This window comes from Klebsiella sp. P1CD1, from assembly GCF_003790505.1.
GTDB classification, from domain to species: domain Bacteria; phylum Pseudomonadota; class Gammaproteobacteria; order Enterobacterales; family Enterobacteriaceae; genus Klebsiella; species Klebsiella variicola.
This window is the reverse complement of record NZ_CP033631.1, coordinates 4,169,144-4,190,717: the sequence shown is the minus strand read 5'-3', so window position 1 is coordinate 4,190,717 and position 21,574 is coordinate 4,169,144. Positions and strand designations below refer to the sequence as shown.

The 21,574-nt window shown below is 62.9% G+C and carries 18 protein-coding genes; 5 read left to right on the top strand and 13 right to left on the bottom strand.

The genetic code is table 11. The annotated features are described in order from the left end of the window. Nucleotides 1-11 precede the first annotated feature (11 nt). The gene (locus tag DTA24_RS20855; protein WP_022065143.1) at nucleotides 12-1,253 is read left to right on the top strand and encodes an LVIVD repeat-containing protein; all 1,242 of its coding nucleotides are present in this window, start codon (nucleotides 12-14) and stop codon (nucleotides 1,251-1,253) included. 297 nt (nucleotides 1,254-1,550) lie between these two features. Here the strand turns inward: DTA24_RS20855 and mtnK are convergent, their stop codons facing one another. Continuing rightward, nucleotides 1,551-2,750, bottom strand: a complete 1,200-nt coding sequence (gene mtnK, locus DTA24_RS20850) for an S-methyl-5-thioribose kinase (RefSeq protein ID WP_012968718.1) — start codon at nucleotides 2,748-2,750, stop codon at nucleotides 1,551-1,553. 101 nt (nucleotides 2,751-2,851) lie between these two features. Between mtnK and mtnA the strand changes: the two genes are divergently transcribed. Then, on the top strand, nucleotides 2,852-3,880 hold the full coding sequence (gene mtnA / locus DTA24_RS20845) for an S-methyl-5-thioribose-1-phosphate isomerase (protein ID WP_012968717.1): 1,029 nt from the start codon (nucleotides 2,852-2,854) through the stop codon (nucleotides 3,878-3,880). 61 nt (nucleotides 3,881-3,941) lie between these two features. On the opposite strand, the gene DTA24_RS20840 is transcribed toward mtnA, so the two are convergent. From DTA24_RS20840 to codB, 7 genes are all read right to left on the bottom strand, one after another. Next, entirely contained in the window at nucleotides 3,942-5,210 is a 1,269-nt protein-coding gene (locus DTA24_RS20840) for a histidine phosphatase family protein (protein ID WP_110196024.1), read from the bottom strand. A gap of 25 nt (nucleotides 5,211-5,235) precedes the next feature. Then, a complete protein-coding gene (locus DTA24_RS20835) occupies nucleotides 5,236-6,594 on the bottom strand; it encodes an MFS transporter (protein ID WP_110195320.1) in 1,359 nt (452 codons plus the stop codon). Nucleotides 6,595-6,704: 110 nt separating this feature from the next. Beyond that, entirely contained in the window at nucleotides 6,705-7,514 is an 810-nt protein-coding gene (locus DTA24_RS20830; protein ID WP_023287364.1) for an inositol monophosphatase family protein, read from the bottom strand. Nucleotides 7,515-7,635: 121 nt separating this feature from the next. Then, complete coding sequence (locus DTA24_RS20825) at nucleotides 7,636-8,586, bottom strand: LacI family DNA-binding transcriptional regulator (protein ID WP_162494476.1); 951 nt, start codon at nucleotides 8,584-8,586, stop codon at nucleotides 7,636-7,638. A gap of 145 nt (nucleotides 8,587-8,731) precedes the next feature. Beyond that, on the bottom strand, nucleotides 8,732-9,970 hold the full coding sequence (codA, locus tag DTA24_RS20820; RefSeq protein ID WP_049011246.1) for a cytosine deaminase: 1,239 nt from the start codon (nucleotides 9,968-9,970) through the stop codon (nucleotides 8,732-8,734). Beyond that, nucleotides 9,967-11,202 carry a PucR family transcriptional regulator gene (locus DTA24_RS20815; RefSeq protein WP_032734960.1) on the bottom strand — a complete coding sequence of 412 codons (1,236 nt, stop codon included), beginning with the start codon at nucleotides 11,200-11,202 and terminating at the stop codon, nucleotides 9,967-9,969. The genes codA and DTA24_RS20815 overlap by 4 nt, the downstream gene beginning before the upstream one ends. Beyond that, nucleotides 11,199-12,461, bottom strand: coding sequence for a cytosine permease (codB, locus tag DTA24_RS20810; protein WP_123837049.1), 1,263 nt, complete (start codon nucleotides 12,459-12,461; stop codon nucleotides 11,199-11,201). Before codB ends, DTA24_RS20815 begins: the two co-directional genes overlap by 4 nt. A 451-nt stretch (nucleotides 12,462-12,912) precedes the next feature. Between codB and DTA24_RS20805 the strand changes: the two genes are divergently transcribed. From DTA24_RS20805 to DTA24_RS20795, 3 genes are read left to right on the top strand one after another with little or no spacing between them, the layout of a single operon-like run. Then, a complete protein-coding gene (locus DTA24_RS20805) occupies nucleotides 12,913-13,521 on the top strand; it encodes a methylthioribulose 1-phosphate dehydratase (RefSeq protein ID WP_008805607.1) in 609 nt (202 codons plus the stop codon). Nucleotides 13,522-13,533: 12 nt separating this feature from the next. Continuing rightward, complete coding sequence (locus DTA24_RS20800) at nucleotides 13,534-15,030, top strand: FGGY-family carbohydrate kinase (protein ID WP_123837048.1); 1,497 nt, start codon at nucleotides 13,534-13,536, stop codon at nucleotides 15,028-15,030. Then, nucleotides 15,027-16,055, top strand: a complete 1,029-nt coding sequence (locus DTA24_RS20795) for a 2-hydroxyacid dehydrogenase (RefSeq protein ID WP_002894255.1) — start codon at nucleotides 15,027-15,029, stop codon at nucleotides 16,053-16,055. The genes DTA24_RS20800 and DTA24_RS20795 overlap by 4 nt, the downstream gene beginning before the upstream one ends. Before the next feature lie 35 nt (nucleotides 16,056-16,090). On the opposite strand, the gene DTA24_RS20790 is transcribed toward DTA24_RS20795, so the two are convergent. From DTA24_RS20790 to DTA24_RS20770, 5 genes are read right to left on the bottom strand one after another with little or no spacing between them, the layout of a single operon-like run. Further along, entirely contained in the window at nucleotides 16,091-17,032 is a 942-nt protein-coding gene (locus DTA24_RS20790; protein ID WP_008805609.1) for a carbohydrate kinase family protein, read from the bottom strand. An 11-nt stretch (nucleotides 17,033-17,043) separates the two neighbouring features. Next, nucleotides 17,044-18,048 (bottom strand): ABC transporter permease, encoded by a 1,005-nt coding sequence (locus tag DTA24_RS20785; protein WP_032732686.1) that lies wholly within the window; start codon nucleotides 18,046-18,048, stop codon nucleotides 17,044-17,046. Continuing rightward, nucleotides 18,045-19,034, bottom strand: a complete 990-nt coding sequence (locus DTA24_RS20780; protein ID WP_008805611.1) for an ABC transporter permease — start codon at nucleotides 19,032-19,034, stop codon at nucleotides 18,045-18,047. The genes DTA24_RS20785 and DTA24_RS20780 overlap by 4 nt, the downstream gene beginning before the upstream one ends. Beyond that, nucleotides 19,031-20,533: a sugar ABC transporter ATP-binding protein gene (locus tag DTA24_RS20775; protein ID WP_164481371.1), complete on the bottom strand. Its 1,503-nt coding sequence runs from the start codon at nucleotides 20,531-20,533 to the stop codon at nucleotides 19,031-19,033. The genes DTA24_RS20780 and DTA24_RS20775 overlap by 4 nt, the downstream gene beginning before the upstream one ends. Nucleotides 20,534-20,577: 44 nt before the next feature. Then, the gene (locus DTA24_RS20770) at nucleotides 20,578-21,558 is read right to left on the bottom strand and encodes a sugar ABC transporter substrate-binding protein (protein ID WP_008805613.1); all 981 of its coding nucleotides are present in this window, start codon (nucleotides 21,556-21,558) and stop codon (nucleotides 20,578-20,580) included. Nucleotides 21,559-21,574: the final 16 nt, after the last annotated feature.

The window sequence follows — 21,574 nt, the reverse complement described above, 5'->3', positions numbered from 1 at the left end:
AGGGATCCCCTATGTCAGCATTACCTTCCCCCGAATACAGCCGCAATATGCGGCTGATTGGCCATAGCGATCAGGGCGGTCGTCCGGACGGCGTGCAGCTGATGGTGCACCGCGGATTCGCCTATATCGGCCATATGGTGTCGCAGGGCTTTTCCGTGGTCGATGTTCGCGATCCGACCCGGCCCACCACCGTCAACTATATTGCCGCGCCGCCGGGCACCTGGAACGTGCATCTGCAGGCGCATGACGATCTGCTGCTGGTGATCAACGCCCGGGATCTGTTTGCCGACGCCCGTTTTGCTGATGAGAAGGTCTACTACACCCGTTCGGTGGGCGACACGGTCAGCGATGTGCAGGACAAGGGCTGGAGCGCCGGGCTGCGCATCTTTGATATTTCCACTCCCGCGCAGCCGCGGGAAATCAGTTTCCTGTCGCTTAACGGCATCGGTATTCACCGCATCTGGTACGTCGGCGGCCGCTGGGCGTATGTGTCCGCGTTGATCGACGGTTTTACTGACTACATCTTCCTGACCATCGATCTGGCCGATCCGCGTAAGCCCGAAGTGGCCGGGCGCTGGTGGCTGCCGGGGATGCACCAGGCGGGCGGTGAAACACCGGACTGGCCGCAGGGCAAACGCTATGCGCTGCATCACGCCATTATTGCCGGGGATACCGCCTACGGCAGCTGGCGCGACGGCGGCCTGACGCTGCTGGATGTCAAAGACCGTACCCAGCCGACGCTGATTAGCCATCGCAACTGGAGCCCGCCGTTCGGCGGCGGGACGCATACCGCGCTGCCGCTACCGGATCGTGACCTGCTGGTGGTGCTGGATGAAGCGGTGCTCGACAATCAGGAGGACGGTGAGAAGCTGATCTGGCTGTTTGATATCCGCGAGCCGGCGAACCCGGTGAGCATCTCGACTTTCCCACAGCCGGATGAAATCGACTATGTGGCGAAAGGGGCGCATTTCGGTCCGCACAACCTGCATGAGAATCGTCCCGGCAGCTTTGTCAGCTCAACGCTGATTTTTGCCACTTATCAGAATGCCGGCGTGCGGGCTTACGATATATCTAACCCGTATCGTCCGCTGGAGACCGGGGCGCTGGTGCCGGCGGCGCCGAAGACGATGATGGATACCCGTCCCGGCCGCCCGCAGGTGATCCAGTCCTGCGATGTGTTTGTCGATGCGCAGGGCATTATCTACAGCACCGATTACAACGGCGGGCTGTCGGTGATTGAGTATCTGGGATGAGGACAAGGTAAACGCAAAATTGTGCTCGCATGTCTGCCGGGTGGCGGCTTTCGCCTTACCCGGCCTACAAAAGACTGCAAGATCAAACCGTCATGCGGTTATCTGTAGGCCCGCGCAAGCGCAGCGCCGCCGGGCAATCCCTGATGATTGCACTTTTTTAGGGTTTGCTCCCTCTCCCTGTGGGAGAGGGTTGGGGTGAGGGCAAGGTAAACGCAAAAAGGCAATGACAATGGCCTTTTTTAGGGTGTGCTCCCTCTCCCTATGGGAGAGGGCCGGGGTGAGGGAAAACAGGCGCACTCAGCTGTACTGGCGTACCCGCGCCAGCAGCTCGTCGACGCTGTCGATACGCTCGGCCAGCACAATCAGCGCTTTGCCGAGGGTAATGGCGTGGCGCAGGCATTCATGGCGCATGGCGTCGTCCTGGATAGTGTCGATATCCGCGACGTGCGACAGTCCGACGCTGCGGCGGATCAGTTCGCTGCCGCAGAAGCCAACCGCGTCGGCCCAGACTTTCTTCAGAAAGGCGGAAGCGTAGCCGGGGTAAGCCAGGGCCGCGTCGCGGGTTTTCTCCGCCGCCAGCGCCTGGAAGCGTTCGGCGAAGGTGGTCCACAGCTGGTGGATATCGTTCAGTCGCTGCTCGCGTGCGGCGGCGGCGTCGCGAATGCCGAGCTGGCCCGGCAGGCCGCAGTAGTTAAGCAGCAAGTTGCCGATGGCGGTGCCGATATCGAAACCAATGGGGCCGAAATAGCCGAACTCGGCGTCGATGGCCTTCAGGCTGCCTTCGGCAACGAAGATCGACCCGCTGTGGATATCGCCGTGCAGCAGCGCTTCCGCATGGGCAAAGAAACGATGCTTCAGCGCCGCCACCGCCAGCTTTAGCTGGGCGTCGTCGCGCAGGGCGGCAACATCGGCCTCCAGCTCCGCCGGGTAGTTATTGCGCTCGTGGATCTGATACGGGTCGTTAAAGAACAGATCCTCGGTGATCTCGCACATCGCCGGGTTAATAAACTGCGCCACCTGCGCTTTTTTCTCGTGGGGATGGAGATAGAAATCGCTGGTGTGGAACAGCACCTGCGCCAGATAGTCGCCAAGCTGGCGGGCCGCCTGCGGGTAGTAAACGTTAGCGATAAGCTCCCCGCGCCAGATGCGGTGGTCGGAAAGATCTTCCATCACCATCACCGCCAGCTCGGGATCAAAGTGATGGATTTTTACCGTGTGCTGCGGGCTGTGCTGATAGTGGGCGACCAGGGTCTGCGCTTCCAGACGGGCGCGGTCGAGGGTCAGGGGCCAGGATTCGCCGACACAGCGCACGTAGGGCAGGGCCTGTTTGACGATCGCCCGGCTGACGCCCTGGCGATCGAACACTTTAAACACCAGATTGAGGTTGCCATCGCCCACTTCCTGCGCGCTGACCAGCTCCGATGGGTTGTCGATGCCGGCGAACTGCTGCGCGTAAGCCACGGCATCGTGGGCGGTGAAGGTATGGTATTGCGACATTGCCTCGATCCTCGAATTCTGATTAAGCCGTTCAGACGTCTATACTTCTGGATTCCATCCTGACACAATGTGATACAACAACGCAACAGGGATTTAACGACATGCAGACATTACAGACCACCAGCCTGCGGGTGAGTGAAAATCAGCTTTTTATTCTCGACCAGCAGGCCTTGCCGCAGGAAAAACGCTGGCTGGCGGCGGATAACGTTGCGCTGCTGGTGGACCATATTCATGCCCTGCGGGTGCGCGGCGCGCCGCTGATTGGCCTGTCCGCCAGCCTGCTGCTGGCTCTGCTGGCCCAGCGCGGCCTGAACCGGGATGCACTCCAGCAGGCGCTGGAGACGCTGCGCGCGGCGCGGCCGACGGCGGTCAACCTGATGAATAATCTGGATCGCATGAAGCAGGCGCTGGCCCGGGAGGATTACCCGCAGGCGCTGGAAGCGGAAGCTTTGCGTCTGGTCGAAGAAGATAAACAGCTGTGCGACCGCATCGCTGAGGCGGGCAGTGCGCTGGTGAAGCCCGGCAGTCGACTGCTGACCCACTGCAACACCGGTGGCCTGGCGACTGCCGGGGTGGGGACCGCCCTGGGGGTTATCGCGCTGGCGCACCGGCAGGGAAAGGTGGCCAACGTGTGGGTCGATGAAACCCGGCCACTGCTGCAGGGCGGACGTTTAACCGCCTGGGAGCTGGGCGAACTGGGCGTGCCGTATCAGTTGATCACCGATTCAATGGCCGCCAGCCTGATGGCGCAGGGGCAGGTGGATGCGGTGTGGGTCGGCGCCGACCGTATCGCTGCCAACGGCGACGTGGCGAATAAAATCGGCACCTATTCCCTGGCGGTTTTGGCCCATTATCACCAGATCCCGTTTTACGTCGCTGCCCCGCAGACCACCCTCGACCGCCATTGCCCGAACGGCGCGGCGATCCCCATTGAGCAGCGCGCGGCGGCGGAAGTGACCGGGGTGGCGGGCAGCTTCGGCGCGGTACAGTGGGCGCCGACGGGGGCTGCCGTTTACAATCCGGCGTTCGACGTCACGCCTGCTGGGCTGGTGAGCGGCTGGGTGCTGGACAGCGGGGTGGTCACCCCGGCGCAGGTCGCCGCCGGGGCGTTTGCGCCGGACAATGGATAGCCGACACCGTGCCGGGCCTGGAAAAAAATGGCTTTCCCGGGCCCGGGCAAGTGCTGCATTGCTACGGCAGGACCATGGCTACCGCCGGGGCGGATGACCGGTCGATACGCTGACCGAGGGCGGTAATAGCCGCCTGGAAGGGACACAGCGTACCGACGTCGGTCTGACGGCAGCCCGGCTGACGCCACTCCTGACGCAGCATCGGGTGCTGCGCGTCCGGCGTCTGCAGACGACGCAGGTCGTCGAGGCCTTGCGCCTGGAAATAGACCCGCAGATAGCGTTCCCCGCTCTTCGCGTTGCGCCAGCGCTCCAGCACCAGGCTACTGCCCGGCGGGATATTTCCCCGGCTGTAGCCCGGCAGCTGCCAGCTAAAGTTCATCAGCGTGCGCACCATGGCGATATTGGTGTCATGGGCCACCAGCAGCAGCCAGCGTACGTTCGGATTCGCCTCCGGTTTGACGCCGTCGAGCATGGCGTTGAGCAGCACCGACCCGCGTTTTTGCGCGGTATACAGCACGTCGTTACTGAGATCGTAGTTTTCCGTTAACAGCGGCAGCAGGGCGGTGATCTGCCTGGCCTGGGTGATCTTGCCCCACGCCAGCTGGCTGAGAGGCAGGTTTTCACTCCAGCCGAGACGCAGCGTCTCCACCATATTGGCCATCACGCTCAGTCCGCTAATAGTGGTTTTCCCGCTTTTGCTCTGCTCCACCTGCCAGGGGGTGTCGAAGATCGGGCAGGGTTTATCGGCCTGACAAACCGCCTGTTGCAATAGCTGGATGGCCGGCGCCAGCGCCTGCCGACGCTGCGCCAGATCCCCGGCCTTCTCTTTCACCGCCGCCAGCTGGCGGGCGGGGTCGGTTTGCGTGACGGCGAACTTGTCGGTCTGAAACAGGGGATCGGCATCCCCGCTGACATAATGGATAGCGACGCCGCAGCCGGGGAAGGCGCCATCCACCAGCGCCTGGGCGGTCGCCCGCGTCCGCTGCAGCGGGCTGGCGCGCACGTAAATCGACTCCGCCGTCGGGCATCCCGCCTGCAGCAGCCCGAGCTGGCGATAGTGCTGGCCTTCCTCACGCCCTTTGTTGACCACGGCGGCATAGCCATGGCCGGTGAGCTCGCCGTCATGGGTGGTCCACTCGGTCCACGGTCGGCCGGTGGCGGCCTCGATGGCTTCCCGGTTGCCGGCCGTCGGCGGACGAATACCGTGGCGGCTGAGCTCGACCACTTTCTCCAGCTGCCAGTCCGCGGCGGCGGCAGATTGCAGCGCCAGCAGCGGCAGCGCGCAGGCGATAAACAGGCGTAACAGCCCCTGATGTCTTGCAGGCATCATATCTTCTTCCTTATGCGTTAATCGGTTATGAGGAGAACGAGGTCTGCCGTTCGACGGCATGGCGCCGGGCGACGATGGCGGCAGTGGTAAAACAGAGTAGCGCGGAACCCAGACCGGTACCCACCCAGAACAGCGCCAACGTGCTGAAATCATACAGCGTTTTGCCGTTCTCAAGGATAGCCGTTTTATCAATAATGATCCCGGTGAGAAACTCGCCCAGGCCGGCGCCGGCGTAGCTGGCGATGCCGATGGTGCCGAGCGCGGCCCCGGCGGCTTTGCGCGAGGAGATATCGACGGCGATCAGCCCGCCAAGGAAGCAGGTCAGGGCGCCAATGGTGGCCCCGAAGATAACCATCGCCAGAATGTCAGTGTAATAATTGTGCGGCGACCAGAGCATCAGGGCGAAGCCGGCGGTGTTCAGCAGGCTGATAAACCCGGCCATCACGCTGCGGTTGCGTGGGAAAAAGCGGTCGGAGAGCATGCCGGCGATGATGGTCCCGGCGATCCCGGCGATGGCGTTGACGCCGATAATCCCGGACGCCTCCAGCGTGGAATAAGCTTTATCCTGCTCGAGAAAGAAGATCCCCCACGAGTTGACGGCGTAGCGGTCGATGTACATAAAGGCGGAGGCGAGGGCGAGGGTCCATAGCGCCGGGTTGCGCAGCGCCAGCAGCTGGTTTTTAAACACTGAGCCGCGGGCTTCGGCCTCCTCCTGCGGTTCATCGCGGATGACGTTGATGGCCGGGAAGCCACTGCTCTGCGGCGAATCGTGCATGAACAGCACCAGCAGCACCACCCCGGCGGCGCCGAGCGCGGCGGTGGACAGGTAGCCCATCTGCCAGCCAAATCCGGCGATCACTGCGGCGATCACCATATAGGTCACCGCCTCGCCGATATTATGCGCCGTCGACCAGATGCCATAGAAGGTGCCGCGCTCCTTAACGCCGTACCAGCGCGCCAGCGAGACCGCGCAGGGGCCGACGCCCATCGACTGGGCCCAGCCGTTGATCCCCCAGAAGATGGCCAGCAGCAGGGCGTTGGTGGTCATCCCCATCATCAGGTTCATCCCGGCGCTGAGCAATAAACCGAGGCTCATATAGCGCACCACGTTGGCGTGATCGGCGATAAAGCCGTTGACCAGCTTGCCGATGGCGTAGCTGAAGAACAGGGTTGAGCCGATCATGCCCAGCTCCGTCGGGGTGATCCCCAGATCCACCAGCGCGCTTTTGGCGACGGTGAAGGATAACCGGCAGACGTAAAAGGTGACGTAGGCCAGGGTCATGGCGATAAAGGTTTGCCAGCGCACCCGGCGAAAACGCTGTTCATCAAACGCGGCGCCCGCTTTCGGCGGCGACGCCCGGAAAAAAGCGATAATTCCAGACATAGGTGGTTCTCCGCAGGTCGGAGGCCTGACTGATTGATGTGGTTCGTCCGTGAATGAAGTTATCGTTACTGTGTAGAGTACATAATCAGAAATAGCCTGACCCGTAAGGGTTAATGTAAGGGTTGTGGGATCATCTTTTTCAGCTGCGGGTAGAGCGTCTGGCTGGCCAGCAGTAGCGGGTTGCCGCGCTGGATCCCCTCCTGCGCCAGAAAATCGTTGCTGGCGCCGCCCGCTTCGCGCATCAGCACCAGCCCCGGCAGAGCGTCCCACGGGTTCATGTGCGGCTCGTAGTAGCCAATCAACCGGCCCGCCGCCGCCCAGGCGCTCATCAACGCCCCGGAACCGTTGCGGATAAACATGCCGCCGTCGCTGAGCAGCGCCTGCAGAAACGGCAGAAAGTCCGCCGGGGTGACGCGATGCGAGGTGCCGACGCCCATCACGCCCTCTTTGACCGTCGTCGCGGGGTGTGGACGGATCGGGGCGTCGTTGAGCCAGGCGCCATGGCCCCGCAGGGCGTGAAACAGCTCGCGATGGTTGGGGTCGTAGACCACGCCGATGACCGGTTCGCCGTCGGCGACGATCGCCAGCGACAGGCACCAGGTGTGCAGGCCGTTGAGGAAACAGCTGGTGCCATCGATGGGGTCGACCACCCACAGGATCCGGGCGTCGGGCAGGCGGGTACCGCTCTCTTCGCCGAGAAAGCCATCTTGCGGAAACGCGCTCTGAATGCGCTGTTTGACAAAGGCCTCCACCCGTTTGTCGGCCACGCTGACCACATCCTGCAGGTCATCGCCTTTATGGTCGACGGTCAGCGCCTCGCGCTGTTGATAGTATTCAAACGCCAGCTCAGCCCCCGCTTTCGCCAGCTCGCAGGCCAGACGGTAGCGGGCCTGTAGCGCTTCTGATTCCTGAGATTGCATAGTGACTCCCTATTTTGCACACGTGTGCATTTTGCGTGAAAAAAACAGCCCCGAAGGGCCGAATGAGTGTGGCCGGGTTTCGCAGAAGATTCTGTGATCGCTCCAGCATAAAATGATTTTTTCATTTCGCACTATGACGAATAATTAGTTTCACCGGCACTTCGCGATGGCGTGAGGGCAGGCTGAAGCGGGCGATCCGCGTCATCAACAGATCCACCGCGTGGTGCGCCAGCAGGGCGGTATTCTGCTGGACGGTGGTGAGCTGATAGGGCTGCCAGTCCGCCTGCGGGATATCGTCAAAACCGACGATGGCCGGCAGCGGGGCGGGGGCGTCCCGCAGGCCATCCAGGGCGCCCAGCGCCAGCATATCGGTGGCGCAGAACAGCGCCTGCACTCCTGGGTTTTCAGCAACCAATTCTCTGGCGGCCTGGTAGCCGGCCTGATAGCCGCCGCCGTCGCAGAAGCGGCTGCTCACCGCCATACCCGACGTCCGGGCGATGAAAGCCTCATAGCGCTGGCGGGTGCTGAAGTTCTCGCGATTTTCGCCAATAAAGCCAACCTGCTGCCAGCCTCGACGACTGAACAGATCCGCCACCAGCTTCGCCCCCTGGGCATTATCGCTGCACACCCGGTCGCAGCCGGCGAGGTCCGCATGGCGGTTGATCAGGGTGACGGGGATCTTGCGCGCCAGATACTCTTCCGCCAGCGACAGCGGCGGCGCGCCGGAGGTGATGATCACCCCGGCGACGTGATAGCTCAGCAGTTGTTTAAGCGAGGGGGCGAGCTGCTGCGGATCGTCAGCGTTCATCAGCAGCGGCATAAAGCCATTGAGCGCCAGCTGATGGACCAGCGGCGCCAGCAGTTTGCTGCGAAACGGGTTGTCGAAACCGGCGGTGACGATGCCGATAAAATTACTGCTGCCAGTGATCATCGTCCGGGCGATGATATTCACCTGATAGCCCAGGGCTTCCGCGGCGCTCAGCACCTTCTGCCGGGTCTTCTCCGACACCGAGGCGCCGGGGGTGAAGGTGCGGGAGACCGCCGAGCGCGAGACGCCGGCCAGTCTGGCCACGTCCTCGGCCTTAATCCATTTTTTATCGCTCATCGTCGTTTCGCGCCGTCTGTTTTCCAGGAAGCCGACGCCCGGGCGGGCGTCGGTCACGCACACTGCCTGAAAAGGTATCACAGAAAGGCGCCGACGCGCAGCGCCTTGCGCCTTATGCCGGGTAGCGGATGTGCTCCACCTCACGCTGCAAAATCACCTTGCCGTGGCGAATGGAGGTCAGCACCCGTGCCTGACGACGGACGGCCTCGTAGTCGTTTTCCGCATCGAGGATCAGCAGGTTCGCCGGGCGGCCTTCGGCGAGGCCGTAGTTATCGCCCAGACACAGCGCTCGGGCGCTGTTGTCGGTGACGAAGTCGAGGCAGCGCTGCAGATCGTCATAGCCGAGCATATGGCAGATGTGCAGCCCGGCATCCAGAATGCGCAGGATATTGCCGTTCCCCAGCGGGTACCACGGATCCTGAATCGAGTCCTGGGCAAAGCAGACGTTGATGCCGGCGCGATCCAGCTCCGCCACCCGGGTGACGCCGCGCCGTTTCGGCCAGCTGTCAAACCGGCCCTGCAGATGAATGCTTTCGGTCGGGCAGGAGATGAAGTTGATGCCCGAGGCTTTCAGCAGGCGAAACAGCTTTGAGCAGTAGGCGTTATCATAAGAGCCCATCGCGCAGGTGTGGCTGGCGGTGACCTGCGCCCCCATGCCGCGCATCCGCGCCTCCTCCGCCAGTACTTCAAGGAAACGCGATTGCGGATCGTCGATTTCATCGCAGTGGACATCCACCAGGCGGCCGTAACGCTGGGCGAGGTCCATCAAAAACATCACCGAGCTGACCCCTTTGTCGCGGGTGTTCTCATAGTGCGGAATGCCGCCCACCACGTCGGCGCCCATCTCGATGGCGCGGGTCATGAGTCCGCGGCCGTCGGGGTACGATTCGATTCCCTCCTGCGGGAAGGCGACAATCTGCAGATCGATAAGATCGGCGGCCTCTTGTTTCACCGCCAGCAGCGCCTTCAGGGCCGCCAGCGACGGATCGGTGACATCCACATGGGTCCGGACGTGCTGGACGCCGAAGTCGCGCAGCATGCCGATGGTTTTCAGCGCCCGCTGGCGGGTGTCCTCCGGGGTAATACTCGCTTTGCGCTGGCTCCAGCGGGTGATGCCTTCAAACAGGGTACCGCTGCGGTTCCACTCCGGCTCGCCCGCGGTGAGGGTGGCGTCAAGATGGATATGCGGCTCGACGAAGGGCGGGATCGCCAGCCGGCCCTGGGCGTCGATATCCCCGGCGTCGGCACTCTGCATCGCGGCCTGGGCGGTGATGCGGTGAATCATCCCGTCCTGCAGGTCAAGAGTAAACAGCGCCTCCTGGCGGCGCAGGCGAGCGTTAATAATTTTCATGGTGGGTCCTGTAAATGGTTTTGCGATAAACGCCAGATCACCAGCGCGACCGAGGCGTTGAGATGAAACTGGGGGTGGCTGACCGGGTAGCCGGTCAGTTTTTCAATACGCTGGATGCGCTGATGCAATGTGTTGCGATGCAGGCCCAGCCGGTCGGCGGCCCGCACCACGTTGCCGTTCTCCTGCAGCAGCGTCTCGAGGGTCTCCAGCAGCAGCCATGGCGCTTTGCGGCCCGGCTCGATCAGGCAGCCCAGGGTGTCGTGCATAAAATCGTTGAGCAGCGCCGGGTCGCTGACCGCGGACAACAGTTTGATAAACCCCAACTGCTGATAGTCGCTGATACGCTGGGTCGGCCGCAGGGTATCGCACAGATCCAGCGCCTGGCGCGCCTGCGACAGCGCCCGCGGATAACCCTGCAGCTGCCTGACCGGTGCGGAGAGGCCGCAGAGCAGCGACAAACCCTCCTCTCCGTCCGCCAGCGCCTGCAGCCACTGCTGCAGCCATTTTTTCTGCTGAAAGCCTTCCCCCTCCTCATCCGGCAGCAGGAAAAGAAACATATTGCTGCGCTCCAGCAGCGGGAAGGGGTTGCCCTGCTGGTTGAGCTGCTGCTGCAGCTGCTGACGCACGCTGCGGTGGGCCTGCAGCAGCCAGGCTTCGGCCTGCTCGGGCGGGAACTGGCGAAACAGGCGGGACAGCCCCTCCAGACGCAGCGCCGCCAGCCGCAGCGGACGGGTAAAATCGAGCTGCTGATGGAGGGCGCGCTGATGGAGCATCTGCAGATCCGGATAGTCGCCGGTGACCAGCTGCATCAGAATGTCGCGCTGTGACTGCAGGGCGTTTTCACTGCGGACCAGCGCGGTGCCGATGCGCTCGGTGACAATTACCATCTTCAGCAGGTAGGGCTGCTCAATCAGCGGAATGCCCAGCTCGTCGGCAAGGGCGATCAGCGTGGCGGGAATGGCGTGGATATAGGCCTCGCCGGTGAGGATCACCATCCCGGCGATGCCGCGCTGTTTTCCCTCCATCAGCAACTGGATCAGGTTGGTTTCATCACGGGGATGGTTGATGCCGGTGATAAAGACCAGCTCGCCGCCCATGATCCACTCGGCGATATGTTCATTTTCCGCCACGTAGTACCAGCGTACGGCCCGCTGCAGCCCTTGCTTTCCCGCCCGCAGACGCAGGGCGGAGAGTCCCTCAAGGGCCAGCAGTTCGCTGACCGTCAGGCTCATGGCTCCTGCTCCGCGACGGCGGCAGGCTGGCGTTTGCTTAGCAGGGTCAGGGCGATATAGACCAGCGCGGAGACGGTGATCCCCACCAGCGGCGCGATCCACGGTGACAGATAGGCCACCACCGCGCCGGCGGCGTAGGCGCCGAGTCCCAGCCAGTTAAAACGCGGCAGGCGGGCGTTCTGCAGCAGGGGATAGCGCCCGCCGCGGGCGAACCAGTAGTCGGCGAGGATCACCCCGCCAATGGGCGGAATAATACTGCCCAGCAGCACAAGGAAGGGGATCAGCATTTCATACATACCGCCAATAGCGAGCACAATGCCCACCCCGGCGGCGGCGAGGGTCAGCGTCCGGCGACGTTCGCTGCGCAGCATATGGCAGGCGGCGGCGGAGACGTTATAGATGGTGGGCCCCTGAATGGTCAGCAGGTTGAGACACAGCATGATCACCGCGGCGACCGACAGCCCTTGCAGGATCAGAACTTCCACAATATCGGCCTGTTGATAAACGATGGCGCACCAGGCGCCGGCGACGATCATCAGCCCGTTGCCGATGAGGAAGCTGCCCATGCTGGCGAGAATGGCGGTCCGGCTGGAGTTAGCCAGCCGGGTCCAGTTCGTCGCCTGGGTGGCGCCGCTGGCGAAGGTCCCGAAGACCATGGTGATGGCCGCCGACCAGGTCATGGTGTCGCTCGGGGCAATATGGGTCATCGCCTGCCAGCCGCCGGCGTGGTGCAGCGCCAGATACATGGAGACCATCAGCAGCACAAACATCAATGGCACCGACAGGCGCGACAGCGCGTCCAGTCCCTTGTAGCCCACCAGCGCGGTGACGCAGAACAAAATACCAAACAGCACCATCAACGGCTGGGTCAGCGCCTCGGGCAGGGCGAGGATCTTCACCAGCGAGATAGCGACCGTGGCGGTCCCCCAGGCGTACCAGCCCAGTTCGGCAAAGCCAAGAATAAAGTCGGCCAGCTTGCTGCCGATCTCCCCGAAGCAGAACCGGCCCATCAGCACCGTATTCAGGCCGCTGCGCGCGGCGATCCAGCCCAGCGACGCGGCATAGAGGGCCAGCAAGGCGTTGCCGATGACGGCTATCCACAGCAGATTGACGATGGAAAAGGAGACGCCGAGTTTGCCGCCGGCAAACATCGTGCCGGTGAAAAAGGTAAAGCTGAACAACACCATGGCGATGGAAAATACGCCTTTGCGTCCGGCGGCGGGCGCTTCGACGAGGGGAAAATCATTGCTGTTTGACATCCTGGAACCTCTGGCTGGTAGATGGGCGGTGATAGCCGGAAGTAGCAAGAGATGTGCCAGGAAAAACCGGGCACGGGGAATATCACAGGGTGTGCACAGTGCACAGTAATGATGGGGTAAAGAGGAGGAGATGCCATTTTAGTGGGCATCCTGCCATGTTTTGCACCAGTCCAGGGCAGAGGAGGGCGGTGAGCGCATCCCTGGCGCAGGAGGAGAATTTCAGCCAGGGCGATCCGCCAGTTTTTGGCCAGAGAGTAGTGGAGAATAGCGGTGTACTGAAAACGGTTGGTTAAATCACTGTGAATAAGGGTTATTTAATATGCATTTATGATATAACCATTTGTCTTGTGTGTGTTTCCTGAAATATTGTCCCCTCCGGTTAGCGGTGTTAGTATCGGATAAATAGCCATTTAGACGGCTAAATAAATCATCGCTAACCTAAGGAACTGCTATGTGGCAAGAAAGACTCGCGCAACTGGTCACCACCTGTCATTGGATCGGCGCGAAAGGCTGGGCGCCGGCGACCGGCGGCAATATGTCGGTGCGTCAGGATGACACCTGGTGCTGGCTAAGCGAGTCGGGCCGCGACAAAGGCAGCCTGACGACCGAGGATTTTCTACAGGTTGAGATCGCCACCAACCAGGCGCCTTCCGGACGGAAGCCGTCGGCCGAGACCGGCCTGCACACCCTGGTGTATCGCCTGTTCCCGGAAGCCAACGTGGTGCTGCATGTGCATACCGTCAACGCCACCGTGCTGTCGCGCATCGAAAAAAGCGACACGCTGGCGCTGCAGGGGTATGAAATGCAGAAAACCCTTAGCGGGCAGCACAGCCATCTCGATACTGTTCCGGTCGCCATCTTTGATAATGACCAGGATATTGACGCCCTGGCGGCGCGGATTGCCGATTATGCGCAAACGCGCCCGCTGCGCTACGGCTTTCTGCTGCGCGGCCACGGCCTGACCTGCTGGGGGAAAGATATTCAGGAGGCCCGCCGTCAACTGGAGGGGCTGGAGTTCCTGTTCGAGTGCGAGCTGATGCGCCGCCGCTACGAGCCCTGAGCCGGAGCAGGTATGGATTTTTATCTTGGGATCGATATCGGCACCTCGCGGGTGAAAGCGGTGCTGTTTGATCAGCATTTCACCGCCTGCGCCAGCGCCGCGGAAAACACCTCACCCCGCCTGTCGGCCAATGGCTACGCGGAACAGGATATGACCCAGCTGTGGCATTCGGTGCTGGCTATTCTGCGCCAGATTGCCCGCCACCCGGCGCTACAGGCGGGGCGGCTGCGGGCCATCGGCCTCGCCGGGCAAGGGGAGGGGGTCTGGCTCAGCGATGAGCAGGGCGAACCGGTGGGCCCGGGGATCCTGTGGAGCGATACCCGCAGCCACGAGCTGATGAGCGACCTGCTGCGCCGACCCGGCTTCGACCGCCGCTATTTCGCCGATACCGGCACCCACCTGCAGCCCTGCAATACCAGCCTGCAGCTGTACTGGCTGAAACAGTATCAGCCGGCGCGGCTGGCGGCCGCGCGCTATCTGTTTTTCGCCAAGGACTGGATCCGCTTTCGCCTGACCGGCGTGGCGGCGCTGGAGTTGACGGACGCCAGCAGCTCGTTACTCAATCAGCAGACCGGCAGCTGGTCCTTGGTGGTGATGAATGAGATGGGGCTGAACGAACTGCTGCCGCTGTTTCCCCCGCTGCTGGCCCCGGATGCTCCGGCTGGCACGCTGAGCGATGCGGTGGCGGCGCTGACCGGGCTGCCCGCCGCGACGCCGGTGGCCGCCGGGGCGCTGGATGTCTGTAGCGCCGCGCTGGGCTGCGGCGCGGTCAACGAAGGGGATATCTACACGATCCTCGGCACTACCTGCTGCACCGGGATCGTCTGCCGCGGCCCGCAGACGGTGAACGAGGCGACGCGCTTTGTCACCCATACCGAAGCCGGGCAGGTGATCTCGCTGTTTCCGATGCAGGCCGGTACGCCAAACATTGACTGGCTGCAGCAGCATATTTCGCTGGACGCCGATCTGGATCGGCTGGAGCAGGCGATCGCGGAGGTGGAGCCAGGCAGCGGCGGCGTCTTCTGGCAGCCGTACCTCAATGGCGAACGCGCGCCGTTTTACAGCCCGGACGCGCGGGCCGGCTTTTTCGGCATTAGCCCGCACACCACCCGCGCCGAACTGCAGCGCGCGGTGTTTGAAGGCCTGGCCTTCGCCATTGTCGATGCGCTACAGGGTTATCCGCAGGGCGGCGAGCTGTATCTGACCGGCGGCGGCGCAGCCTCGGCGACCTGGCTGCAGATTATCGCCGACTGTACCGGGCGTACGGTGGTCTCCAGCGCCTTTAACGAACTGAGCGCGCGCGGCGCGGCGATTCTGGCGGCCCGCAGCGTCGCGGCGCTGGCCGAGACGCCTCCGCTGGCGCAGACCCGCTATCAGACGCGCCCTCAGGCGCATGCCCGCTACGCGGCGCTGTATCCCGTTTACCGCCTGCTGCGTGAGCAGATGCTGCCGGTATGGCAGGCCAGACAGGCCGCCCTTCAACCTCTTTCTCAGGACGTACAACCATGAAAATCGTTTTTACCGCCGAGCATGCTGGCGACCTTAGCGCCTTCCACCAGCTGGGCGAGCTGCTGGTGGAGGGATGGGCGCTGGGCAAACCGAAACTTAGCGCCGGTCAGCTGATTGAGCTGGCCCATGACGCCGAGGTGCTGGTGACCAGCTATGATGAGGTGACAGACGCGGTAATGGCCGCCTGTCCGCGCCTGCAGGTGATCGCCTGTACTCGCGCGAATCCGGTGAATATTGATACCCAGGCCGCCCAGGCGCGCGGCATCCGGGTGCTCTACACCCCGGGGCGCAATGCCGATGCCGCCGCGGAGCTGACGCTTGGCCTGATGCTCAGCCTGGCGCGCCATATTCCGCAATCCCATGCGGCGCTGAAGCGGGGGGAATTCACGCAGGCTGATAATGCCGCCGCCGCCACCCAGCAGGGTCTGCGGCGGGATGTGGTCTGGGACGTGAGCCCGGAAAGCCCCTATGAAGTGTTTAAAGGCAGTGAACTGCGCAATAAAACGCTGGGGCTGGTGGGGTATGGCAACATTGGCCGCCGGGTGGCGCGTATCGCCCGGGCGTTCGGCATGGCGGTGTTGGTGGTGGATCCGTTCGTCGCCGCAGAGGATATCAATGAGCCAGGGCTACAGAAAACGACCCTGGAGGCGCTGTTCCGCGAGGCGGATATCGTCAGCCTGCACCTGAGCAGCGGGCCGCACAGTGACGGGCTGGTGAATGCGGCGCTGTTAAACAGCATGAAGCCCGGCGCGCTGCTGATCAATACCTCTCGCGCGGCGGTGGTCGACGAGGCGGCACTAATTGATGCCCTGCGCCACGGCCCGCTGGGCGGCGCGGCGCTGGATGTCTATCACCGCGAACCGCTGTGGCGAGATCATCCTTTTGTTATCGAGTTCGATAACGTGATTATCACGCCGCATATCGCCGGAGCCACCCGGGAGAGTATCGCCAAACACACGGCGATGATTGCCGCCGATCTTCAGCGCTATGTCGCCGGGGAGCCGCTGCTGTACCAGTGGCGTTAAGCCGCTTGCGCCGCTGCGGCGGCGCGGGTCCATCGTCAGGGGCGATGGGCCGCCATAAAAGCCTGGGTCTGTTCCCAGTCCACTACCCCGGCATCCGATCCCATCCCGGTCGCCACCAGCGCGGCCACCGCCGAGGCGACGTCACACGCTGCTTTCACGCTGAGTCCGCGCGCCAGCGCGGCAATAAACCCGCCGCAGTAGCTGTCGCCGCAGCCGGTGGTATCCACTGCCTCGACCGGCCACGGCGCAATATGCTCCAGCGCGCCATCTCGACGGATAAGCCAGGAACCGTTCTCGCCGTCTTTCAGAATGCAGGTGCCCACACCGAGTGCCAGGAAGAAGCGGCCGATGGCCTCCGGCTGCGTCTCGCCGGAGAGAAAGGCGGCTTCCTCCAGCGAAGGCATGAAATAATCCACCGACGGCAACAGGGGCCGCAGTAGTTCGAGGGTGTCTTCATTCGGGGCGATAAGGTCAAAGCTGGTGGTGACTCCGCGCGCTTTAGCCGCCTGCAACAGCCGCGCGCTCTGTCCCTGGTCCATTGCCGCCAGCAGTCCGGTCCCGCCGTGATGCAGGAAACGACAGTCGAGGACGGCGTCAAATTCCGTTTCACTGACGAACAGGGCGTCGGATGCGCCCCGGCAATGCAGGGCCGGACGCTCGCCGTTGGGGCGAATCGGCAGGATCGTCGCCGAGGTCTCTTTCAGCGCGGTGCGCTGGATAAGCGAGCAGTCGATGCCCAGCCGGGCATAGCTGGCGAGGATAAAGTCGGCCTTTTCATCTTCACCCAGGCAGGCCACCGCTGCGGTGCGGATCCCCAGCTTCGCGGCGTTAATATTGGCCCCGGCGGCGGTGCCGGCGGGGTTGAGGCGAATTTGCTCAATAAAGGCGACGCCGCCGCGCGGCGGGATCGCCACCACCGGGCGCCCGGCGATATCCAGAATAGTCAGGCCGACAAACACGGCGTCAAAGGTTGCCATCGTTCTCCCGTTTAGCGATGCGTTTGGCGCAGGCGCGCCTGCCAGAAGGAAAGGGCGAGGGCCACCACCAGAATCACGCCGACCAGCGCGTCCTTCACCAGATAATTGAGCCCCATCAGGTTCAGGCCATTATCAATAATGGCAAGGAACAGCACGCCGCCGAGGGTGCCAAGGATGCTGACCCGGCCCAGACGATTAAAGGCGGTGCCGATAAATACTGCCGCAATGGCGTCCATCAGGTAAGACTGCCCGGCCAGCGGGGTAAACTGCCGCAGGTTGGCGGAGAGGATCACCCCGCCGACGGCACAGAGCGCCGAGGCGGCCACCAGCACGCCGAGCATGGTCAGGCGATCGCGGATCCCGGCGATGCGCGCTGCTTCGCTGTTCTGACCGATGGCGCGGACATATTTGCCCCACAGCGTGCGCTCGGTGACCAGCCAGGCCACCAGCCACAGCGCCAGCACAATCACCACCGGCGTGGGGATCCCACCAAGGCTGCCCACTGCCAGATCGTGATATTCCGGCGCCATCCGCCGATAAGCTATCGCGCCGCCGCCGTCGGTATAGATGCGCTCGGCGCTGCTGGCGATAAACCAGGTGCCGAGCGTGGCGAGGAAGGGGCGGATCCGGCAGATGAGGATCAGAAAGGCATTGAGCAGGCCAATCAGGACGCCGCCAAGCAGGGCGCAGCCTACCGCGGCCTGCCACGGCAGATGCCAGGTTTTCAGGGCGACGAGGGCGAAGGCGGCGCCGAAATCGAGCGCAACGCCCACCGACAGATCAATCGCCCCGGCGCTGACGATCAGGGTCATCGCCATCGCCACAATCAGCAGGATCGCGCTGCCCTGCAGCAGGTTGGCCCAGTTATCCACGGTTAAAAATACCGGATTCGCCCAGCCAAACAGGGCGATGGCCAGCAGGGTGATGACGCCAAATCCGGCCCGCGATAGCCAGGCCAGCGGGCTGCTGGCTGTCGGTTCTGCCGGGGCAGGGGTTTTCAGGGTGATTTGGCTCATGCCTCGCCTCCTTTGTGTCTGACCGCCGATGCCGCCAGCACCACCAGGATCAGGCCGCCTTTAATGGCGCCCATCCAGAAGATATTGACCCCCAGCAGGCCGAGCCCGTTAGAGAGGGCGTTAACCAGGATCGCCCCCAGCAGCGCCCCCCAGATGGTGACCACCCGACGGCGCGAGAAGGCGGCGCCGATAAAGGTCGCCAGCACGGTTTCCAGCAGCAGCGGCGTGGCCGTCCCGCTGGAGCTGCCGGAGCCCTGGCTGAGCAGCGGCAGAATAGCCAGCCCGGCGGCAATGCCCGCTAACAGCCAGACCAGCAGGGTCAAGCGGCGCACGTTCAGGCCGCTCATCTGCGCCATATCGCGGTTGCCGCCCACCGCCTGCACATGCTGGCCGAAGCGGGAGTGGTGGAGCAGGAACTGGAACAGGATAAACACCCCCAGCAAATAAATCAGCGGCCAGGGCAGGCCCAGCACGCTGTTATCGCGAAAAGCGACCATCAGCGGATCGCTGACCGCGATGCGCCGCTGGCCGGTCAACAGATCTGTCAGGCCGGTAAACGCCACGGAGGTCGAGAGGGTGGCCAGCAGCGGCGGCAGGCCGGCCGCCAGCACCAGGAAGCCGTTGATCGCCCCGCAGAGCAGGCAAACCGCCGCCAGCAGCGCCAGCAGCAGGAGGTACGGCGTGTGCCATTCGGCCAGACCGAGGCTGAGCAGCGCGACGCCGAGCACCGCCGTCGCCGGCAGGGAGAGGTCGATGCCGCCGGAGACCACGTCATCCCCGCCCACGGCGATAACGCAGACCAGGCCGAAACAGAGGATCGCCAGCGGAACGCTCTGGACCAGCATCAGGCTGATATTTTGCCAGCTGAGAAAGTAGGGAGACTGTACGCTCAGCCATACCAGCAGCGCCAGAAACAGGATCAGGGGAAATTTTTCAATCAGCGTCGCCAGGCCCGGACGGCCGCGACGCTGGATAGCGGTACTCATAGTGAAGGCTCCTGTCCGCCGTTGATCGCCACCAGCAGGGCGTCCAGCGTTAGCCCGCGGGTGGGCAGATTGGCCGCCAGCGCGCCGCGCCAGAGGACCAGGATCCGGTCGCATAGTCCGAGCAGTTCGGGGGCGTCGCTGGAGGAGACCAGCACCGCCCGTCCTTTATCGGCCAGCTGGCGCGTCCGTTGATAAATATCGCGACGGGCGCCGATATCGACCCCAAGGGTGGGTTCATCGAGAATAAACAGCCGGGCATCGGTGCCGAGCCAGCGGGCGAGGATCGCTTTTTGCTGGTTGCCGCCGCTCATGTAGCGTACCGGCAGCGCCGGGCGTCCCGGGCGGATCGCCAGCTGTTCTATCCAGTCGCGCACTTTCTGCTCGGCGATACCCCGCCGCTCCCAGCCAAAGGTAGCGGTCTCCGGCAGTGAGGCGAGATTAATATTGTCGGCGGTGGTGAAGGGCAGGATCAGCCCCTGATGGCGGCGGTCGCGTGGCACCAGCGCCATGCCGGCGCGGATCGCCTGCTTCGGCGTACGAATGCGCCGCGGCTGGCCGTCGAGGTGGATCGTACCGCGTTCTGCCGGGCGTAAGCCGTAGAGTAAGTCGACCAGCACATCGCGTCCGGCGCCCAGCAGGCCGGCGACGCCGACGATTTCGCCCGGCTGAATATCAAAAGAGAGATCCTGCAGCTGCCGCCCGTCGCTCAGCTGGCGCACCGAGAGCAGCGGGGCCGCCCCGGTGTCTGCCGCCGGGTGCTGGCGCGGGGTATACAGCTGGTCGATTTCCCGGCCGACCATCATGGCGATCAGCGCCTCGGTATTCTGCAGCAGGTCGCGGTCCGGGTAACCGACCACTTCCCCGTTACGCAGCACGGTGCCGCGGTCGCAGAGGGTGGCTATCTCATTGAGGTAGTGGGAAATATACAGAATGGCAATGCCCTGGTCGCGCAGGCGAAGGATGGCGGAGGAGACCAGACTGGCCTCCTGCGCCTCCAGGGGGGCGGTGGGCTCGTCGAACACCACCAGCCGCGCCGCGCCGTCGATCAGCGCGCGGGCAATCTGCACCAGTTTGCGCTCGGCCAGGCTCAGGTCGCGCACCAGCCGTTCGGGGTCGATCGCCTGCTGCCAGTTTTGCTGGAAAAATTGCGCCGTGGCGGCCTTCATCCGTCGGCGATCCAGCGCCCCCCAGCGGGTGCGATACTCCTGGCCGAGAAACACCGATTCCGCGACGGTAAAGTGCGGGATCAGGTTAAGCTCCTGGTGAATGACGCGAATGCCGGCGGCTTCAATGGCTGCCGGATTGCCGAGGGGCAGCGGGTGACCGTCGAGGGTCGCGCTGCCGCTGTCAGCCTGATAGACTCCGGCGAGGATTTTAATCAGCGTCGATTTACCGGCGCCGTTCTCGCCAATCAGGCCATGAATTTCCCCCGGATTGAGGCGCAGGGTGACTGCATTAAGCGCCGTAACGCTGGCAAAACGTTTGCCGATCTGGTCCATGACCAGACCCGCGGCGGGGCGCTCCCCGCCAGGGTGTTGATTTATCACTGCAGTTCGCCGTATCCCAACTGTTTATACACCGCTTTCGCCTCCTGCGGACCTTTCACCGGTATCACCGGGATAAAGGTTTGCACCGGCAGTTTCTGACCGGCAAAGTAGCGGGCCACGTTGTCGGCGGAGGTCTGGCCAATCAGATGCGGCTGCTGCGCGACGTTAGCCACAAACGGACTGCCGGGCTCTGCCATGATCTCCAGCGTCTCCGGACCGGCGTCGATGGCCGTCACTTTCACGTCCTTATCACGGCCGGTCTCTTCCAGTGCCTGGACGATACCGATGGCCGGTTGATCCCAGCAGGCGACATGGATGGCGTCCAGTTTGCCTTTCGGATACTGGCTGAGTAATTCGAGGGTTTTCTTCCGCGCGTCTTCCGGCGAGTTGGCGAACTGTTCCGCGAGCTCAGGCTGGATAATATGAATATCCGGATAATCCTTAAGGACATATTTCCACTGATCGTAGCGAATTCCGCAAATACGCAGCGCGCTGGAGAACGCGTTAAATACGGCGACGTTGCCTTTGCCGCCTAATTCATCCGCCATGTAGCGGCCGATGGTCGAGCCTAAGGTGTAGTTATCGGAGGTGGTATTGTTGACCGAATATTGAGAAACGTGATCCACGGTAAATACCGGGATACCAGCATCACGCAATGCTTTAAATTTTGGTTCGACGGCGCTGTCGCCGAGAATACTAATTACCGCGTCCACCTTGCGTGACAGTAAAATATCGTGATTATTGGCATGCACCTGATTATCGCGACCGCCATCGACGCCAATGACTTTGCCCCCCAGTTTCTCCACTTCCTCTGTCGCTCCTTTAAAGGCCTCGCGATCCCAGAAATGCTGAGTGCCGACAACGGCAACGCCAATGGTTTTTCCCTGTAAGGAGAGGGCGTCTGCGGCAGTGACGCTCAGCGAGGCAAGGGAAAGCAGTCCCAGCGCGGCAGGCAATAATTTTCTCTTCTGCGACATTGTTATTATGATCCTG

Excerpts from the sequence above, each read along its gene's own strand:
- DTA24_RS20805 (WP_008805607.1), top strand. The coding sequence starts at position 12,913 with ATGTGGCAAGAAAGACTCGCGCAACTGGTCACCACCTGTCATTGGATC.
- DTA24_RS20830 (WP_023287364.1), bottom strand. The coding sequence starts at position 7,514 with ATGCAATCTCAGGAATCAGAAGCGCTACAGGCCCGCTACCGTCTGGCC.
- DTA24_RS20780 (WP_008805611.1), bottom strand. The coding sequence starts at position 19,034 with ATGAGTACCGCTATCCAGCGTCGCGGCCGTCCGGGCCTGGCGACGCTG.
- codB (WP_123837049.1), bottom strand. The coding sequence starts at position 12,461 with ATGTCAAACAGCAATGATTTTCCCCTCGTCGAAGCGCCCGCCGCCGGA.
- DTA24_RS20840 (WP_110196024.1), bottom strand. The coding sequence starts at position 5,210 with ATGATGCCTGCAAGACATCAGGGGCTGTTACGCCTGTTTATCGCCTGC.
- codA (WP_049011246.1), bottom strand. The coding sequence starts at position 9,970 with ATGAAAATTATTAACGCTCGCCTGCGCCGCCAGGAGGCGCTGTTTACT.
- DTA24_RS20855 (WP_022065143.1), top strand. The coding sequence starts at position 12 with ATGTCAGCATTACCTTCCCCCGAATACAGCCGCAATATGCGGCTGATT.
- DTA24_RS20815 (WP_032734960.1), bottom strand. The coding sequence starts at position 11,202 with ATGAGCCTGACGGTCAGCGAACTGCTGGCCCTTGAGGGACTCTCCGCC.
- DTA24_RS20785 (WP_032732686.1), bottom strand. The coding sequence starts at position 18,048 with ATGAGCCAAATCACCCTGAAAACCCCTGCCCCGGCAGAACCGACAGCC.
- mtnK (WP_012968718.1), bottom strand. The coding sequence starts at position 2,750 with ATGTCGCAATACCATACCTTCACCGCCCACGATGCCGTGGCTTACGCG.
- DTA24_RS20795 (WP_002894255.1), top strand. The coding sequence starts at position 15,027 with ATGAAAATCGTTTTTACCGCCGAGCATGCTGGCGACCTTAGCGCCTTC.
- DTA24_RS20800 (WP_123837048.1), top strand. The coding sequence starts at position 13,534 with ATGGATTTTTATCTTGGGATCGATATCGGCACCTCGCGGGTGAAAGCG.
- DTA24_RS20790 (WP_008805609.1), bottom strand. The coding sequence starts at position 17,032 with ATGGCAACCTTTGACGCCGTGTTTGTCGGCCTGACTATTCTGGATATC.
- DTA24_RS20775 (WP_164481371.1), bottom strand. The coding sequence starts at position 20,533 with ATGGACCAGATCGGCAAACGTTTTGCCAGCGTTACGGCGCTTAATGCA.
- mtnA (WP_012968717.1), top strand. The coding sequence starts at position 2,852 with ATGCAGACATTACAGACCACCAGCCTGCGGGTGAGTGAAAATCAGCTT.
- DTA24_RS20770 (WP_008805613.1), bottom strand. The coding sequence starts at position 21,558 with ATGTCGCAGAAGAGAAAATTATTGCCTGCCGCGCTGGGACTGCTTTCC.
- DTA24_RS20835 (WP_110195320.1), bottom strand. The coding sequence starts at position 6,594 with ATGTCTGGAATTATCGCTTTTTTCCGGGCGTCGCCGCCGAAAGCGGGC.